Source organism: Algibacter sp. TI.3.09 (assembly GCF_038154905.1).
Taxonomy (GTDB): Bacteria; Bacteroidota; Bacteroidia; order Flavobacteriales; family Flavobacteriaceae; genus Algibacter.
Window position 1 is genome coordinate 692,079 of sequence record NZ_JBAKAN010000001.1, and the last position, 17,195, is coordinate 709,273.

Annotated in this window: 10 protein-coding genes; 4 read left to right on the forward strand and 6 right to left on the reverse strand. The window is 34.2% G+C overall.

Annotated elements, in window-relative coordinates:
• Nucleotides 1-7: 7 nt before the first annotated feature.
• The gene (locus V6246_RS02620; RefSeq protein WP_341558833.1) at nt 8-2,698 is read right to left on the reverse strand and encodes a TonB-dependent receptor; all 2,691 of its coding nucleotides are present in this window, start codon (nt 2,696-2,698) and stop codon (nt 8-10) included.
• Nucleotides 2,699-2,935: 237 nt separating this feature from the next.
• On the opposite strand from V6246_RS02620, the gene ychF reads away from it, so the two are divergent.
• The 4 genes from ychF to V6246_RS02640 all read left to right on the forward strand — a co-directional run bounded on the left by ychF (nt 2,936) and on the right by V6246_RS02640 (nt 10,098).
• Complete coding sequence (gene ychF, locus V6246_RS02625) at nt 2,936-4,030, forward strand: redox-regulated ATPase YchF (protein WP_341558834.1); 1,095 nt, start codon at nt 2,936-2,938, stop codon at nt 4,028-4,030.
• Between the two features lie 284 nt (nt 4,031-4,314).
• Nucleotides 4,315-5,220, forward strand: a complete 906-nt coding sequence (locus V6246_RS02630; protein ID WP_341558835.1) for a DMT family transporter — start codon at nt 4,315-4,317, stop codon at nt 5,218-5,220.
• A gap of 117 nt (nt 5,221-5,337) precedes the next feature.
• On the forward strand, nt 5,338-7,191 hold the full coding sequence (locus tag V6246_RS02635) for a DNA topoisomerase IV subunit B (protein WP_341558836.1): 1,854 nt from the start codon (nt 5,338-5,340) through the stop codon (nt 7,189-7,191).
• Between the two features lie 294 nt (nt 7,192-7,485).
• Nucleotides 7,486-10,098, forward strand: a complete 2,613-nt coding sequence (locus V6246_RS02640; RefSeq protein ID WP_341558837.1) for a DNA gyrase/topoisomerase IV subunit A — start codon at nt 7,486-7,488, stop codon at nt 10,096-10,098.
• 127 nt (nt 10,099-10,225) lie between these two features.
• On the opposite strand, the gene V6246_RS02645 is transcribed toward V6246_RS02640, so the two are convergent.
• The 5 genes from V6246_RS02645 to V6246_RS02665 all read right to left on the reverse strand — a co-directional run bounded on the left by V6246_RS02645 (nt 10,226) and on the right by V6246_RS02665 (nt 17,141).
• A complete protein-coding gene (locus tag V6246_RS02645; RefSeq protein WP_341558838.1) occupies nt 10,226-11,398 on the reverse strand; it encodes a leucine-rich repeat domain-containing protein in 1,173 nt (390 codons plus the stop codon).
• Between the two features lie 367 nt (nt 11,399-11,765).
• A complete protein-coding gene (gene miaA / locus V6246_RS02650; RefSeq protein WP_445818983.1) occupies nt 11,766-12,722 on the reverse strand; it encodes a tRNA (adenosine(37)-N6)-dimethylallyltransferase MiaA in 957 nt (318 codons plus the stop codon).
• 207 nt (nt 12,723-12,929) lie between these two features.
• Complete coding sequence (locus V6246_RS02655; protein WP_159020197.1) at nt 12,930-13,778, reverse strand: ion transporter; 849 nt, start codon at nt 13,776-13,778, stop codon at nt 12,930-12,932.
• Nucleotides 13,779-13,805: 27 nt separating this feature from the next.
• The gene (locus tag V6246_RS02660) at nt 13,806-15,773 is read right to left on the reverse strand and encodes a transglutaminase domain-containing protein (RefSeq protein ID WP_341558839.1); all 1,968 of its coding nucleotides are present in this window, start codon (nt 15,771-15,773) and stop codon (nt 13,806-13,808) included.
• Nucleotides 15,774-15,776: 3 nt separating this feature from the next.
• A complete protein-coding gene (locus tag V6246_RS02665) occupies nt 15,777-17,141 on the reverse strand; it encodes an exonuclease domain-containing protein (protein ID WP_341558840.1) in 1,365 nt (454 codons plus the stop codon).
• Nucleotides 17,142-17,195: the final 54 nt, after the last annotated feature.

Genomic DNA, 17,195 nt, shown 5'->3' on the forward strand with positions numbered 1-17,195 from the left:
ATACTTTTTATAATTTAAAGTTTAATCTAGCAAAGGCATACGTACCATCAGATCCCATTTGTACAGAATCGGCTAAACCACCTTGATCTGTCCATCCATCAAATTGTGGAGTCGGGTAGGTGTTAAATAAGTTATTAGCACCAATACTCAACTTTAGTTTATCCGAAATTTGGTAACCTAAGCTTAAATCTACAATTAAAGCGGCTTCATAAACATCGGTAGCTACAGGGAAAAGCGCATCTGCTTCAGCTTGTGTTGTTGGAGGAGAATCTACCCATTGAAAATCTTGAAGTGTTACTTCACTAAATTGAGTTAAAGCAACAGAAGCATTGAATTTTTTGTTAGTATACCCAAGGTTTAAACCAAATTTATAATCTGGAGCCGCAGCTTTTAAATAAGCTTGAGAAAATGGTCCGAAAAATGTAAACTCATTTAGAGCACCATTATGGATTTCTTTAATGGTTAAATCATTTAAATTACCAATTAAATCTACTTGAAGTTTACCTTCGTCTCCTACGCTGGTTCCGTAACCCAAAACAATATCTAAACCATTAGTTCTGGTATCTACACCATTTGCAAAAAATTGGGCGGCATCTACATTCAATGGTCCTAAAACAGTTTGATCTGTAAAGTTGTCGGTTAAAATAATACGATCATCAACCGAAATAGAATATGCATCAATAGTTGCTGTAAAACCTCCTTTTTTATAAGTAAATCCAATACTAGCGTTAAAGGCTTTTTCCTCGTTTAACTGTCCTATACCAAAAGCTTTGGTTACTGTACTATTATTAGCTGATAGTAAAGATGGTACTGAAGTTCCTGCAACAATATTGGTAAACTTTAGGTTGTAATACAATTGAGCTAAAGATGGTGCTCTAAAGCCTGTAGAAATAGAACCTCTTAAAGTGAAGTTATCAGTAACTTTTAATCTACTCGTTAATTTTCCGTTAAAAGTACTTCCGAAGTCACTGTATTGTTCAAATCGTAAAGCTCCGGCAAGCATAAAAGCTTCAGAAACATTAAGCTCGGTATCAAAATAAATACCATAATTTGTTCTGCTTCTATCTACTTCGTTATCTGGACTATAACCAGGAAAACCTTGTGAACTTCCTGATAAAACATCGTCGTTAGAATCTGTTGCAACGGTTTGTAACGCCGGGTTTGTAATTATCACGCCGTTTTCATCATAAAGCCCGTAAGAGGCTTCTTCGCCTGCAAAAATGCCAAAGTTTTCTGTTCTATATTCAAAACCAAAGGCTAGACTTAATCCAGAAGCAACATCATCTAAATATTTATTAAAATCTAAACCTGTAGTGTTTTGAGATAAGTAATGTCCACCAGCATCAAAATCTGTAGGCGATAAATCTTGCATAGATGCATTATTACTGTCCTTTATATAGTAGTGGAAAAAGTTTTTTCCGAAGGTATTATTGAAATCTACATTCCAACCATTTTCCATTTCATGTCTTACACCAACCGAAACAGAAACATCGGTAATGTTAGAGGTGATTCTAGGTGTAAAACCGTTAGGGTATAAGCTAGGTACCGATCTGTTATCACCATTTGCAAAACTATCTCTAGAAAAAGCATAAGCGTCGGTATCTCTATAGTTTCTACCACCAAAAGCATAAATTTCGGTATTATCATTAATAGGTAAAGCGGAATTAATCATAAAGTTAAAACCATCAACACCAGCGCTACCATATCCTTGACGCCAAGAAAAACCAGGTCTAAGTGTGTTTTGTCTCGATAAAAATTCTGTTGTAAAATTCATGTAACCACCGGCATCGTTTAAAGATACACCGTAATTAGCGTCAATTTTTACAGTTTCTCCATCCCAGCTCTTACTTTTTCCATCTAAACGATTTTCACCTTCTACATTACTTAAAGTTTCGCCCGTAGCAGCTTCCCAACCGTCACCAATAGCTGTGCTGTATGCACCGTAAGTGATACCACCAGTAAAACCATCGGTATTATCTTTTAAAACAATATTGATTACACCAGCAATGGCATCCGATCCGTATTGTGCCGAAGCACCATCTCTTAAAACCTCAATGCGTTTGATGGCATTTGCAGGAATAGCGTTTAAATCTGTTCCGGAATTTCCTCGACCACGAGTTCCAAAAATATTTACTAAACTCGATTGGTGTCTACGTTTACCGTTAATTAAAACCAAAGTTTGATCTGGACCTAAACCACGTAAAGATGCCGGAACAATATGGTCGGCACCATCAGACCCCGATTGTTTACTTGCATTAAAAGAAGGCGCTGCATATTGTAAAATCTCATTAACTTCAACCTTTCCGGTGTTAGATGCAATATCTGCAACATTAATAACATCAACGGGAACAGCAGTATCTATAGCAGTTCGTTTTGGGCTACGAGAACCTACAAGCATCACTTCATCTAAGCTAACGCCATCATCTAGGGTTACATTAAATGTTGAACGGTTGTTTACGGCTATTTCTTTAGAATCGTAACCAACATAGCTAAAAACTAGTGTTGAGTTACCATTTGCTGAAATGCTGAAGTTTCCATCAAAATCAGAAATAGCACCATTTGTTGTTCCTTTTTCCACAACGTTTACTCCAGCAATTGGCATTCCCGATGCATCGGAAATATTACCTTTGACGACCTGTTGTGCATACGAAAACATAAAGCTCCCTAAGCACAGTATTAACGTGTAAAGTTTTTTCATAATTTAATTAATTTTGTTTTTGAGTTATTTAAAGCTAATATATGTTAAAATTATATTAAAACCATTTGATTGTCGCTTAAAAACGTGCTGAATACGCTGTTAAAGTTTGTTTTTGTTGAATTATGTGTAATCTATTCTCTTTAAAAATAAATAATAGAAATACTCTCAATATACCCTATATTTGCACTCGAAAAATATAGGTTCCCACGTTACGGGAATAATAAAATACATATTTCAATGAAAGCAGGCATCGTAGGATTACCAAACGTAGGGAAATCGACTTTATTTAATTGTTTATCTAATGCAAAAGCGCAAAGTGCAAACTTCCCGTTTTGTACAATCGAACCTAATATTGGTGTGGTAAATGTGCCAGATCCGCGTTTAGAAAAGTTAGAAGAATTAGTAAACCCAGAGCGTGTACAACCCGCAACTGTAGAAATAGTTGATATTGCAGGTTTAGTAAAAGGCGCTAGTAAGGGTGAAGGTTTAGGAAATCAGTTTTTAGCGAATATTCGTGAAACCGATGCTATTCTTCATGTTTTACGTTGTTTTGATAACGATAATATTATACATGTTGATGGTAATGTAAATCCTATTCGTGATAAGGAAACTATCGATATGGAGCTTCAACTTAAAGATTTAGAAACGGTTGATAAAAAGCTCGATAAAGTAAAACGTGCTGCTAAAACAGGAAACAAAGACGCTCAAAAAGAAGAAGCTGTTTTATTAAAAATTAAAGCAGCCTTAGAATCAGGAGTATCTATTCGTGCTTTAGAATTTTCTGAAGAAGATGATATTGAATTCGTAAAACCATCGCAATTTATTACAGATAAGCCAGTAATGTACGTTTGTAACGTAGATGAAGGTTCTGCTGTTTCTGGTAATGCTTATGTAGAGTTAGTACGTGAGACGGTTAAAGATGAAAACGCAGAAGTTTTAGTTTTAGCTGTTGGTACGGAAGCTGATATTAATGAATTAGACGATTACGAAGAACGCCAAATGTTTTTAGCAGATATCGGTTTAGAAGAAGCAGGAGCGGCTAAATTAATTCGTTCGGCTTATAAGTTATTAAACCAACAAACTTATTTTACAGCAGGTGTAAAAGAGGTTCGCGCTTGGACGGTTGATATAGGTGCTACGGCTCCACAAGCTGCAGGTGTTATTCATACCGATTTTGAAAAAGGATTTATTCGTGCCGAAGTTATCGGTTATGAGGATTTTGCAAGTTATGGTAGCGAAGCTAAAGTAAAAGAAGCAGGTAAAATGCGTGTTGAAGGTAAAAACTACATTGTTAAAGATGGCGATGTTATGCATTTCTTATTCAACGTGTAACAATATAATATATTGCATTTTAAAAACTTCATTTCTACATCTTAGGAATGAAGTTTTTTTATGTCTAAACATGAGGTTGTTACTTGAAAAACAAGGTGTTAAACATGGAGGTTTTAATAAGAAAATTAGCTTTAAAGCCCTGATACGAATTTCGTAGTAAAATTGAATAAAATAACGTTTATAGAAATGCTTTCATTTAGATATGTTGCGGAAAATCTAATTTGAACGTCGTAATTATATCTTTTTTTGAATTATTATCAATATTAGAATTCTAAATTCGCGGTATGCAAGCAACAAAAAAGTTTTGGTCGGGTATCGCTATTGGTGTTTTAGGAATTGTTTTATTTTCCTCTAAAGCCGTCATGGTAAAATTAGCTTATAAGTATCAAGTCGATGCTATAAGTATTTTACTGTTGCGTATGCTGTTTTCTTTTCCGTTTTATGTTGTAATAGCTATTATTTATAGAAATAAAGTAGAAGGTGCAATCCTTAGGCATAAAGATTATGCTTGGGTGGTTTTCTTTGGTTTTGTGGGGTATTATTTAGCAAGTTATTTCGATTTTGTTGGTTTAACGTATATAAAAGCGAGCTTAGAGCGTATTATCTTATTTTTATATCCAACTATCGTTATTCTGTTAAACCGCATCTTTTTAAAGCAGGCAATCTCTAAAATACAAACCATTGCTATTGGCCTGACTTATGTTGGAATTATTATTGCTTTTTCCGATGAAGTGAACGTCTCAGGGACCGATGCTTATTTGGGTGGTTTCTTTATATTATTGAGTGCCATAACCTATGCCTCGTATTTAGTGGGTAGCGGTTGGTTAATACCTAAATTTGGTGTTATTAAATTTACTGCTTATGCCATGTTGGTGTCTTGTTTTTGTGTGTTTATCCATTATGGATTTATTGGTAAAATGGACTTATTAGGCTTTACTTGGGAGGTTTATTTACTAGGTTTCCTAATAGCTGTTTTTGCAACGGTAATTCCTTCGTTTTTAGTGTCATTATCAATAAAAATGATAAGTTCGTCCAACTTTGCCATTGTGGCAGGTATTGGTCCAATTTCAACCATAATATTAGCATCTATCTTTTTAAATGAGTCGCTAACTTTGCTTCAGTTTTTTGGAGCGTTAATAGTTATTGGTGGTATTGTGTTTATGTCGATAAAAAGCAGGAAAAAAGACTAAAAACAGCGTTTAAATAATAAAAACACTCTATTGTTCATTACTTTGTTTGCTTGCTATTTTATTTTTTATTTACTTGTGCTATCTTAGCTTTTTAAATCCCAAAATTACGAAATCTTAATGGCAGAAGAATCTAACTATACCGAAGATAATATACGCTCACTCGACTGGAAGGAACATATTAGAATGCGTCCGGGTATGTATATTGGAAAGCTTGGTGATGGTAGTTCGCCAGACGATGGTGTTTATATTCTTTTAAAAGAAGTTTTAGACAACTCTATCGATGAGTTTGTGATGGGAGCAGGGAAAAACATCGAAATTTCTATACAAGGCGTAAAAGTTACCGTTCGCGATTACGGTCGTGGAATTCCTTTAGGGAAAGTAGTCGATGTGGTTTCCAAAATGAATACCGGTGGTAAATACGATTCTAAGGCCTTCAAAAAATCGGTAGGTTTAAACGGAGTAGGTACTAAGGCTGTTAATGCTTTATCTTCCTTTTTTAGGGTAGAATCTACACGTGATAATAAAAGTGCTTCCGCGGAATTTTCTCAGGGAAACCTAACAAATGAGGAGTTTTTAGAAGAAACATCGCGTCGTAAAGGAACCAAAGTATCTTTCATTCCTGATGAAATTATCTTTAAAAAATATAAGTATCGTAACGAGTATATCGTTAAAATGCTTAAAAACTATGTATACTTAAACCCAGGTTTAACTATAGTTTTTAATGGTGAGAAATATTTTAGTGAAAACGGATTAAAAGATTTATTAGCCGAAAAAATAAACGAATCAGATTTGTTATACCCTATCATTCATCTTCGTGGTGATGATATTGAAGTGGCGCTTACACACAGTAAAACACAGTATAGTGAAGAATATAATAGTTTTGTAAACGGACAGAATACCACGCAGGGTGGAACGCATTTAACGGCCTTTCGTGAAGCTTTGGTAAAAACCATTCGTGAGTTTTATGGTAAAAATTACGATGCTTCAGATGTTAGAAAGTCTGTAGTTTCGGCCATTGCTATTAAGGTTATGGAACCAGTATTCGAGAGTCAGACAAAAACTAAATTAGGTTCTACAGATATGGGAGGCGAGTTGCCAACCGTTCGAACGTATATTAACGATTTTCTTAAAAAATATTTAGATAATTATTTACATAAAAACCCAGATACAGCCGATAAAATTCAACGTAAAATTCTGCAAGCAGAGCGTGAACGTAAGGAGTTATCGGGTATTCGTAAACTGGCTAAAGATCGTGCTAAAAAAGCGAGTCTTCATAATAAAAAGTTACGCGATTGTCGTGTGCATTTTGGCGATACTAAAAACGTAAGAAACTTAGAGAGCACTTTATTTATCACCGAGGGAGATTCTGCATCGGGTAGTATTACCAAGTCACGAGATGTAAATACACAAGCCGTTTTCAGTTTAAAAGGAAAGCCTTTAAATTGCTACGGATTAACCAAAAAAATAGTTTACGAAAACGAAGAGTTTAATTTACTGCAAGCCGCATTAAATATAGAAGAAAGCTTAGAAGATTTACGTTATAACAATGTAGTAATTGCAACAGATGCCGATGTCGATGGTATGCATATTCGCTTGTTGTTAATTACATTTTTTCTTCAGTTTTTTCCAGAAGTTATAAAAGAAGGTCACCTTTATATATTACAAACACCATTATTTCGTGTGCGAAATAAGAAAGAAACAATCTATTGTTATTCTGAAGATGAACGCCGTAGTGCTATAGAGAAGTTAAAACCAAAGCCAGAAATCACTCGATTTAAAGGTTTAGGTGAGATTTCTCCAGATGAGTTTAAGCATTTTATAGGTCAAGACATTCGTTTAGATCCTATTATGCTAGATGATAATATGTCTATTGAAGATTTATTATCTTTCTATATGGGCAAAAACACACCAACACGACAAGAATTTATAATAGATAACCTTAAAGTAGAGGTCGATTTAATAGACGAATAACATCTTATTATTATCAAATTGAGAATTTTATATGTTTAAATTTAAATATTTAGTAATTTTGCAGTACAAATATTAAAAATAATCATAAATCACTTACTGTCAGGCTGTTTTGAATATAGTTTGGAAGTAAGTCTTAAAAATTTTATAAAGATGTTATATATTAAAGACAAGAGTAAAGAAAAAAGACGTTCCTATGACTATTTACACAATCACGATGTGACAAGTAAAGCAAAGAAACGTAGAAAAACTGGACGTGTTACCCTTAGCGGTAAACCAAAAGAGTAATCATTTTTAATGGCAGAAGACGAAAACGACGATTTAATTAACAACCAAGAAGAAGAACCCCAAGAAACCATTACCCGTGTTACGGGTATGTACAAAGATTGGTTTTTAGATTACGCATCTTATGTAATTCTGGAGCGTGCTGTACCTGCAATCGAAGACGGTTTTAAACCCGTACAACGTAGGATTATGCATTCCATGAAGGATTTAGATGATGGTCGATACAATAAAGTAGCGAACATTGTTGGGCATACCATGCAGTATCACCCTCACGGAGATGCTAGTATTGCCGATGCTATGGTTCAAATTGGTCAAAAAGACTTGTTGATTGATACCCAAGGAAACTGGGGTAATATTCTAACAGGCGATCGTGCGGCAGCTTCACGTTATATTGAGGCACGTATATCTAAGTTTGGCTTAGATGTTGTTTTTAATCCTAAAATTACCGAGTGGCAAGCGAGTTACGATGGACGAAGAAAGGAACCGGTTAATTTACCGGTAATGTTCCCGTTATTGTTAGCGCAAGGTGGCGAAGGTATTGCGGTAGGTTTGTCTACAAAAATTTTACCACACAATTTTATTGAACTTATAGATGCTTCTATTAAGCATTTACAAGGTAAACGTTTTACCATTTTACCCGATTTTCCAACTGCTGGTATAGCCGATTTTTCGAACTATAACGACGGGCTTCGTGGTGGAAAGGTAAGAGTGCGTTCAAAAATATCACAACTAGATAAAAATACTTTAGTAATTACTGAGTTGCCTTTTGGTACTACAACCACCACATTAATCGATTCGATATTAAAAGCGAACGATAAAGGTAAAATTAAAGTTAAAAAAATTGAAGATAATACAGCTGCCGAAGTTGAAATTTTGGTGCATTTACCATCTGGATTATCTCCAGATAAAACTATTGATGCGCTTTATGCTTTTACAAGTTGCGAGTCGTCAATTTCTCCATTAGGTTGTGTTATTGAAGATAATAAACCACTATTTGTAGGGGTTACAGAAATGCTTAGAAGAAGTACCGACAATACGGTAGATCTTTTAAAACAAGAATTAGAAATTCGTTTAGGTGAATTTGAAGAACAATGGCATTTTGCGTCTTTAGAGCGTATTTTTATTGAAAACAGAATTTACCGCGATATTGAGGAAGAGGAAACTTGGGCAGGTGTAATTAGTGCCATAGATAATGGACTTAAACCTCATATAAAACATTTAAAACGTGCTGTAACCGAAGAGGATATTACACGTTTAACTGAAATTCGAATTAAACGTATTTCAAAATTTGATATTGATAAGGCTCAACAAAAAATTGATGCTTTAGAAGAACAAATTGCACAAATTAAACATCATTTAGCGCATTTAATAGATTACGCTATAGCGTATTTCACCCGTCTAAAAAAAGAATATGGTGAAGGTCGTGAGCGTAAAACAGAAATTAGAACTTTTGATGATGTTGATGCTACTAAAGTTGTTATTAGAAACACAAAACTCTTTGTAAATAGAGAAGAAGGTTTTATAGGAACCTCTTTGCGTCGTGATGAATACGTTGGCGATTGTTCTGATATTGACGATATTATTGTGTTTACCAAAGCTGGTATCATGATGGTAACAAAAGTGGATACCAAAACCTTTATAGGTAAAGGTATTATTCACGTGGCTATCTTTAAGAAGAAAGATAAACGTACTATTTACAACATGATCTATCGTGATGGTAAAGCAGGGCCATCCTATATCAAACGATTTGCTGTTACTGCTGTAACTCGAGATAGAGAATACGATTTAACTAACGGAAATAAAGGTTCTGCATCATTATATTTTTCTGCGAACCCTAATGGAGAAGCAGAAGTAATATCTATTTTATTACGTCAGGCTGGAAGTATTAAAAAGTTGAAATGGGATATCGATTTTACTGATATCTTAATAAAAGGACGTGCTTCTAAAGGAAATTTAGTTACTAAGTATCCTATTAAACGTGTAGAATTAAAAGAAAAAGGGGTTTCTACTTTAAAACCTCGTAAAATTTGGTTCGATGATACCGTACAACGTTTAAATGTTGATGGTCGTGGCGAACTTATTGGTGAATTCAGAGGTGAAGATAAGCTTCTAATTATCAATCAATCAGGAATGATTAAAACGGTAACTCCAGAAGTTACTATGCATTTTGATGACGATATGATTGTCATGGAAAAATGGGTGCCAAACAAACCTATTTCTGCGGTGTATTTTAATGGCGAAAAAGAAATGTATTACGTTAAACGTTTTTTAATAGAGCAAGAAGGTAAAGAGGAGCATTTTATTTCCGATCACCCAAATTCTTTATTAGAAATTGTTTCTACAGATTGGAAACCTATGGCAGAGATTGTGTTTGCTAAAGAGCGTGGTAAAGAACGAAAAGAAAACTTGGAGGTTAACTTAGAAGAATTTATAGCTATAAAAGGTATTAGCGCTTTAGGAAATCAATTAACGAAAGAGAAGGTAAATCAAATTAATGTATTAGATCCAATTCCTTTTGAATCTCCTGAAGAAGTTCATGCAGCAAATATTGAAGTTAATGGAGAGGAAACTGTTGATGGTTCTGAGGAGGATTTAGATGATGAATCGCAAACCACTTTGTTTTAATTTTGTTCGCTTAGATATTTGCGTATAACGAAAATGTTTTTCAATGCTTATTGAAAAAAATAATAAAAAAAACCAATCTTAAGCTATTAATAGTTAAGATTGGTTTTTTTACTTTTATGATTTAGTCTTATTTAAAAAACTTTTTAACCGCGCTACCTTTATCAGTAACTATTTGTAAAATGTAAACACCATGAGGTAACGTAGTCGTTTCTATAAATGTTTCTTTGCTTGTTCTTACATTGATTCCCGAAATATTAAAAACTAATAATTCTTCAACATTAACTCCTTTTGGGCCGTTAACTCGAATATCATTGGTTGTATTTATGATAGTAAATTCATTTTTTAAAGATGCGCTAGCAATACTTAAAGTTAGTGCAGGATCTTCGGTAACGGATTTAAATCCTGTCCAACCAGCATCTTCGTATTTTTGTGTCGTTCCTTCAGGAATGAATAAATCTATTGCAGCGTTAACATTAAAGGCGTCAGAAGGTAATGCAGCAGGATTAGCACTGTAAGATTCTACATTTGTGATAAGATTATCTGCAAATGCCTCATTACCAATAGATGTAAGATTACTTCCTAAAACAACGTGTGTTAAATAATTTTCGGAAAAAGAGTTTTCTCCAATACTAGTTACGCTATTCGGAATGGTGATTTCTTTTAATTCGTTACCCATAAATGCGTTATCTCCAATAGAGTTAACGCTAGAAGGAATTGTAATATCTGCTATTTTATTGTTGTAAAAAGCATTGTTATCAATAAGTTCTACATTATCACCAATAATTACACTTGTTAAAGCATTAAAACTAAAAGCATTGCTTCCAACAGAAATTATACTATTTGGTATTGTAATAGTTGTTAAATCATTATTAGAAAACACATGATCTTCAAGAGAAGTTAAGGTGTTAGAGATTGTTGCGGTTTTTAATGAATTATCACTAAAAGCATAAGCGCCAACAGATGTTACGGTGTCAGGGATGTCAATGTTTTCTAATTTACTATTAGTAAAAGCATTGTTGCCAATAGATGTAATGCTTTTAGGTATGGTAACACCTGTTAAAGAAGAACCAAAAAAAGCGCCAAAGGCTATAGATGCTACAGTGTAGGTTGTTGAATTAGCATCATTTGTTACAGAGCTCGGTAATGCCAATGCTGTTGCTTTACCTTTATAAGATTTGATTTCGACTGCAAGAGCAGGTTGTCCTGCGTTTGTATACTCAATATCATCTTTAATAAAAGGAGTTTGAGCAAATAAAACGGAATTAAATAGTAGTAAAATAAATAGATTTAAATTTTTCATTTTTTTTGGGGTTACGTTAAATTATACAAGTAGGTTTCCGTAAGGATTTACGTTAAAAATACGCATTTAGATCATTTTTTTCAATTAAAAAGTAAAATAATCGGTTAAATGACACGAAATGAAAGTAATAAATCTGATGATTTATTTTTTTTAACTCAAAAAAAGAGATGGCCAAAGCAAAAAATGTGGTGATGTAATTGCTTTAAAAAAAGAATTCATTCTACTTTTTGTAAATACGCAAAGCACAGCATGCTCAAAAAGTCGAAAAGACAGTTTAGTTTGGTAAATATTGATTTGCTTAATGATTAAGAAAGCAAAGCGTCAGAAGCATAAAAAAGTAAATATAAGATTATGGTTTTTTTCGAAATTAAACCATTTGTGCTTGTACTGAAGTTATTATTTTTTCTAAATCACTTTCGTAATCAAACCAAAGTGTGCTTTCATTTCTTTTAAACCAGGTAAGCTGACGTTTTGCGAAACGGCGCGTATTCTTTTTAATTTCTGAAATAGCAAATTCTAAAGTCCATTCTCCGCTTAAATATCTAAACAATTCTTTGTAGCCTACGGTGTTTAATGCATTCAAATCTTCGTAGGGAAGTAGTGTTTTAACTTCGTCTAATAAACCACTATTTATCATGATATCTACGCGTTGATTTATACGATTGTAAATCAGTTCACGATCGGCTGTTAAGCCCACGGTAATTGTTGTAAACGGACGCTTGTTTTTTTCTTTATTTAAGAATGAAGAATAGGGTTTTCCGCTACCAATACAAACTTCTAGAGCACGAATTACACGATGTGGATTATCTATAGAAATGGTATTATAGGTTGTTAAATCTAATGCTTTTAATTGTGTTATTAAAGATTCTAAACCGTTAATCTCTAATTCTTTATTTAGTTCTTCTCGAATAGATGGTTTAACTTCAGGAAAGTAGTCTAAACCTTTGGTTACGGCATCGTTATATAAGCCAGAACCGCCAACCATGACAGCGACATTGTTAGTTTTAAAAAGTTGCTCTAAACAGCTTGTTGCATCTTTTTCGAAGGCGCCAACATTGTAATTATCTTGCACCGATTTATGATGAATAAAGTGGTGTTTTGCGCCAGCAAGTTCTTCTGCATTAGGAGCCGCTGTGCCTATTTGCATTTCTTTAAAAAACTGACGAGAATCGGCCGAAATAATTTCAGTTTTAAAGTGCTGTGCTAGTTTTATACTTAGAGCTGTTTTTCCAATGGCGGTTGGGCCAACAATAGAAATGAGATATTTTGGTGTTGTGCTGATGAGATTTATTTTTTTAGAGTTTTCAAAAATAGAGAAAAGCAAGGAGTTTTTTTAATGAAATAAGAAAGTATTGTGGTGTTAGCTTCTTTAAAATGGTTTTGAAAATACACTTTTAAGAAAAGCAAGACTTAATTGAAGAGCAAAAGTTGGCGGATAAGTGCGTTAAGGATTGAACGGTTTGTTTAAGCTCCCCGACCTTAGGAGGGAGCGCGTAGTGAAAGCCTGACCCGATAGAGTAACGCCCAAAAATTAATGTAATTTATTGCCACAGTTGTAGCAAAATTCTGCTTCGTCTTTATGATTACTTGCAAGGCAATTTTGGCACGATTGTGAGTTTAAATTTACTTTAGGTTTTTGTGGTGTTGCGTCTTTGTCTTTACTCTGGTTAACGTATTCGGCCGAAACAATACCGGTTGGAACCGCTATAATGCCATAACCTAAAATCATGATAATGGCAGCTATTAATTGACCAATTGGTGTTATAGGTGCGATATCTCCAAACCCAACCGTAGTCAGGGTTACAATGCACCAATACACACTTACAGGTATGCTTGTAAACCCACTAACTTCGCCTTCTATAAGGTACATAAGTGTCCCGAAAATAATAGATAAGATAAGTACGGCAAATAGGAATACCGATATTTTTGCACGACTGGCTTTTAGCGAATTAGTAAGAACTTGTGATGCGCCAAGAAAACGGGCTAGTTTTAAGATCCGGAATACACGCAATAAACGTAAAGCGCGTAATGCGGCAAGTGCGTGAATACCACCAAATAATAGCGATATGTATTTTGGACTTGTGGATAGTAAATCGATGATACCGTAAAAACTGGTAACGTATTTTAAAGGCTTTTTTACCGTAACAATACGGGCAATATATTCTATACTGAATAGAATGGTGATAATCCACTCTGAAATGTTTAGTAAATTGTGGTATTTAGCATCGAAACTCTTAATACTTTCTAGCATAACGAGCACAATACTCGCAATGATAGCAATGAGCAGGATAACATCGAAAAGTTTACCCTTTGGGGTGTCGGCCTCGTAAATGATTTCGTGAAGACGGATTTTCCAATGTTTTTTTGATGTTTGACTCATAGTATTTCAAAAGTAAGAAATGATTTTCTATTTTTTCTTGAATAATATTAATGAATTTGTTTGAATATCGACAACTTTATTCATCATTTCCTTTAAATACGGGTAATATTCCGGCGGATATAGAGCATCGTTAAAGCGTACTTTAAACATAAGTTGTACTTGGTTTTCTTTTACAGCCGATGAATAAGATATACTGCCTTTGCTATTTGGTATGGCAAGATTTACGCCTTTTGGAGTTTCCGAAACTTCGTATACTTCGGGATCAAATTTCAATCTTAAGGTATAGAAATAGGTGTCGGCGTAACCAAAGTCTATAGGGTAGGAGCGCTCTTGTAGCTTAAAGGGGTTAGTCGTAAAAAACTTTGCTATAAACGGATTTAAGTAAAGCAAATTAGCGTCAGGATTATCAAACTCTAAATCGACGTTGTAAGATTCGTTAAACCCATTACTAGTTTGGCTTTCGCTTAATACCTCGTGGTTTGTAATCTCTAAATTCGGGTGTTTATCTTCTAGTTTATCGATGTAGTTATCGTTGTTCGGGAAATAAGCTTTTTTAGCATTTAAGGCGTGGTAGCCCGTTTTTTTACCCTTTACAGTACCGCTAACGGTTGCATCATTATTTAGAGTTAACTCTGTAATGTACATGGTTGTGGTTGGGTGTTTTGGCGTAATATCAACCCATTCGCTGCCAGCCTTAAAATCCATAACGCGTCCTCTTTCATTTAAACATCTAAAAGGAATTTCTCCAAATGTTAAAAACTTATCTGTAGCGTCTAAAAAATACGTATCATCACCAATAGTGGCTTGTACTATTAAATAATTAAAATCTGATATTACAGGGTAGATAACGGTAGGGAATCCGTTATTTCGAGTAGAAAGTAGTACTGGTTTTACATCGATATCGGCTTCTCTTAATATGTTATGTAGTAGGATGTTTATAGATGAAACGTTGCCAGAACGTGTTTCTATTAAATCTTTTATGGATACATTTTTAAAAATTTTATAATCGCCATTCCATGTATATTGCTCTTGCACGTATTGATAAATAGCTTCAGTTTTTTTTAAAGCATCGGTTTCGTTGATAATATCATCGGTTAAAAGATCTTCTAAGTCAACAGACTTTCTAATTTGCTTACCAATTTCTTTTTCCGATTTTAGTTCTTTATCAACGCTTTTCCATGTTTTTGTATAGTGCTTAATAGAGCCGTCCATGCCTCTAAAAGTCTCTAATTCGTACTCTATACGTGCTAAATAGTTACTTTTAGTCGTCATGTAATCTTCTTCAATAAAAGCTGGAATGTCTTTCATGGCAAAAGTGCTGTTTCCGCAATCTGCGGTTGCGCCATTACGCATCACTAAGCATTCTTTTTTTATTTCAGATTCTGCAATATCTAGTTTTTCTTGACCAACTAATTTTGTGTGATACAGCCAGTTTGCTGGAATGCTCGCTTTGTATTCACTATAAAGTTTAGGAATATCACTCTGGAAATCCCAACCGTGGTATTTAAACATAAACGGTGAAATAACTTCGTAACTATAAGTAATTACTGAGCCCTCTTTAATATTTGGTAAAGTGAATTTAACCAAAGTTGTGTTCTCGTTATAGTCTTCAGTATAAATATCTTTTTCTAAAAGGTGAGATTTAATTAAATTACCACCAACTTCATTATAGGTAATGGCTTTAATATTTTCAATTTTCTCTTTACTGTTCTCGCTTTTGTATAAGTAAATAGCAACATTGGCATGCTCGAAACCTTCTGTATTAAGTAGTTTTATTTTGTGTTTTATTTTGGTGTGTAAATCGTATTCTTCTTTATCTACATAACTATCGCCTTGCTCGTAAATCACTAAGGCGTTAGCGGAAGAATCTTTTGCAAAGGTTCTCGTTTGTATATCTTCGAGACTTACTGTAAAAGTGTCGGAGCTGTATGGCTCTTCTTGTGCGGAAATAAATAATGTGTTTAATAGGAAGAAAAATAGCGTAATGTGCTTCATGTGTTAATTGAAGTTTATAATTTTTAATCGTTTGTTTTTACGAATATAATTCTTGATAATATGCTGTGCATCACGGTTGTTTTCCATAGGAGTGATAATGGATTCTAGTACCTCAATATTATTAATTTGATAGTTTAAATTAACAAAGCCAAGTCCTTTAAAAACACCGTTTTCAATTAAAATAGCACTGCGCTCATCGATGTCGCGACCTCTATCAATAATTACCATGTTTTTTTTAACGTAGCTATGCTTTTCAATTAAAGCATTTACGCGTTCGTTGTATGCTTCGGGTGCTTCTTTTTGAATACAAGCACCTGCGCATTCTTTAATATCGTAACTAAAACAACTTGTTTTTGTTTTGTAAAGTCCAGCTAGTTTTTGGCATAGTTTGTATTCTTCAACAACGTGGGTTAAAAAACTCTTTGCGCTTTGTCTATTGGTGAACGTGGTTATGTTTTTTTTACGACCATCGGCCATATCAATTTTTAAATTTATATAGCCGTTTTTGTCTACAAAACTATATAAAGCATGTGTAAAAATAGAACGACGTAATGCTCTATTAAATAGTGGTTTGTTTTGTTTTATTTCTTCGTTTTCTTTTAGAAGTGCTACAAGTTCACTTCCGGTAGATTCAAAGGTGACGGTACTTACTAATCGTTGTAGTTTTTTAGACTTCGAGTTGGTGCCTGTAAAGTGTTGGTTTAGGCGTTTTTTAATATTATTGCTTTTACCAATATAGATAATATCGCCTTCGGCATTATGTATGTAATATACGCCAGTAACCGATGGAAGGGTATCTAAAATATTTAAAAACTTAGAATCTAGCTTGTTTTTTTTATGAAGCTTTACAGATTGCTGAATAATATTTTTTGAGGTGTCTTTAGCAAGTAGAAGTTTAAATAGTTTTACCGTAGCTAGTGCATCGCCAGAAGCACGGTGTCTATCGGTTACCGGAATGCCAAGAGAGCGCACAAGCTTGCCTAAACTGTAAGAAGCTTGGTCTGGTATCAAATCTTTAGAAAGTTCTACAGTGCAGAGTGTTTTACGTTTATAATCGTAACCTAAACGTCTAAATTCCGTGCCTAGAATACGATAATCGAATTGCGCATTATGCGCCACCAAAATACAATCTTCAGTAATTTCTATAATACGTTTAGCAACTTCGTAAAACTTAGGCGCATCTCGTAGCATTTTACTGTTTATACCAGTTAAATTAACAACAAAGGGCTGGATTTCACGTTCCGGGTTTACAAGACTTATAAATTGATCGACAACCTCGTGGCCGTCAAACTTGTAAATGGCAATTTCGGTGATGCCTTCTTCGTTAAATTTACCACCTGTGGTTTCAATATCTACTATTGCGTACAAATGCTTTTCTTTTTGTATGTAATCGTCCGTGTGTAATTGGCGGTGCTTAAATTG

What these genes read in the sequence shown, in the direction of transcription:
- V6246_RS02630 (WP_341558835.1), top strand. Translation starts at nt 4,315, where the DNA reads ATGCAAGCAACAAAAAAGTTTTGGTCGGGTATCGCTATTGGTGTTTTA.
- V6246_RS02645 (WP_341558838.1), bottom strand. Translation starts at nt 11,398, where the DNA reads ATGAAAAATTTAAATCTATTTATTTTACTACTATTTAATTCCGTTTTA.
- V6246_RS02640 (WP_341558837.1), top strand. Translation starts at nt 7,486, where the DNA reads ATGGCAGAAGACGAAAACGACGATTTAATTAACAACCAAGAAGAAGAA.
- V6246_RS02620 (WP_341558833.1), bottom strand. Translation starts at nt 2,698, where the DNA reads ATGAAAAAACTTTACACGTTAATACTGTGCTTAGGGAGCTTTATGTTT.
- V6246_RS02655 (WP_159020197.1), bottom strand. Translation starts at nt 13,778, where the DNA reads ATGAGTCAAACATCAAAAAAACATTGGAAAATCCGTCTTCACGAAATC.
- V6246_RS02660 (WP_341558839.1), bottom strand. Translation starts at nt 15,773, where the DNA reads ATGAAGCACATTACGCTATTTTTCTTCCTATTAAACACATTATTTATT.
- ychF (WP_341558834.1), top strand. Translation starts at nt 2,936, where the DNA reads ATGAAAGCAGGCATCGTAGGATTACCAAACGTAGGGAAATCGACTTTA.
- V6246_RS02635 (WP_341558836.1), top strand. Translation starts at nt 5,338, where the DNA reads ATGGCAGAAGAATCTAACTATACCGAAGATAATATACGCTCACTCGAC.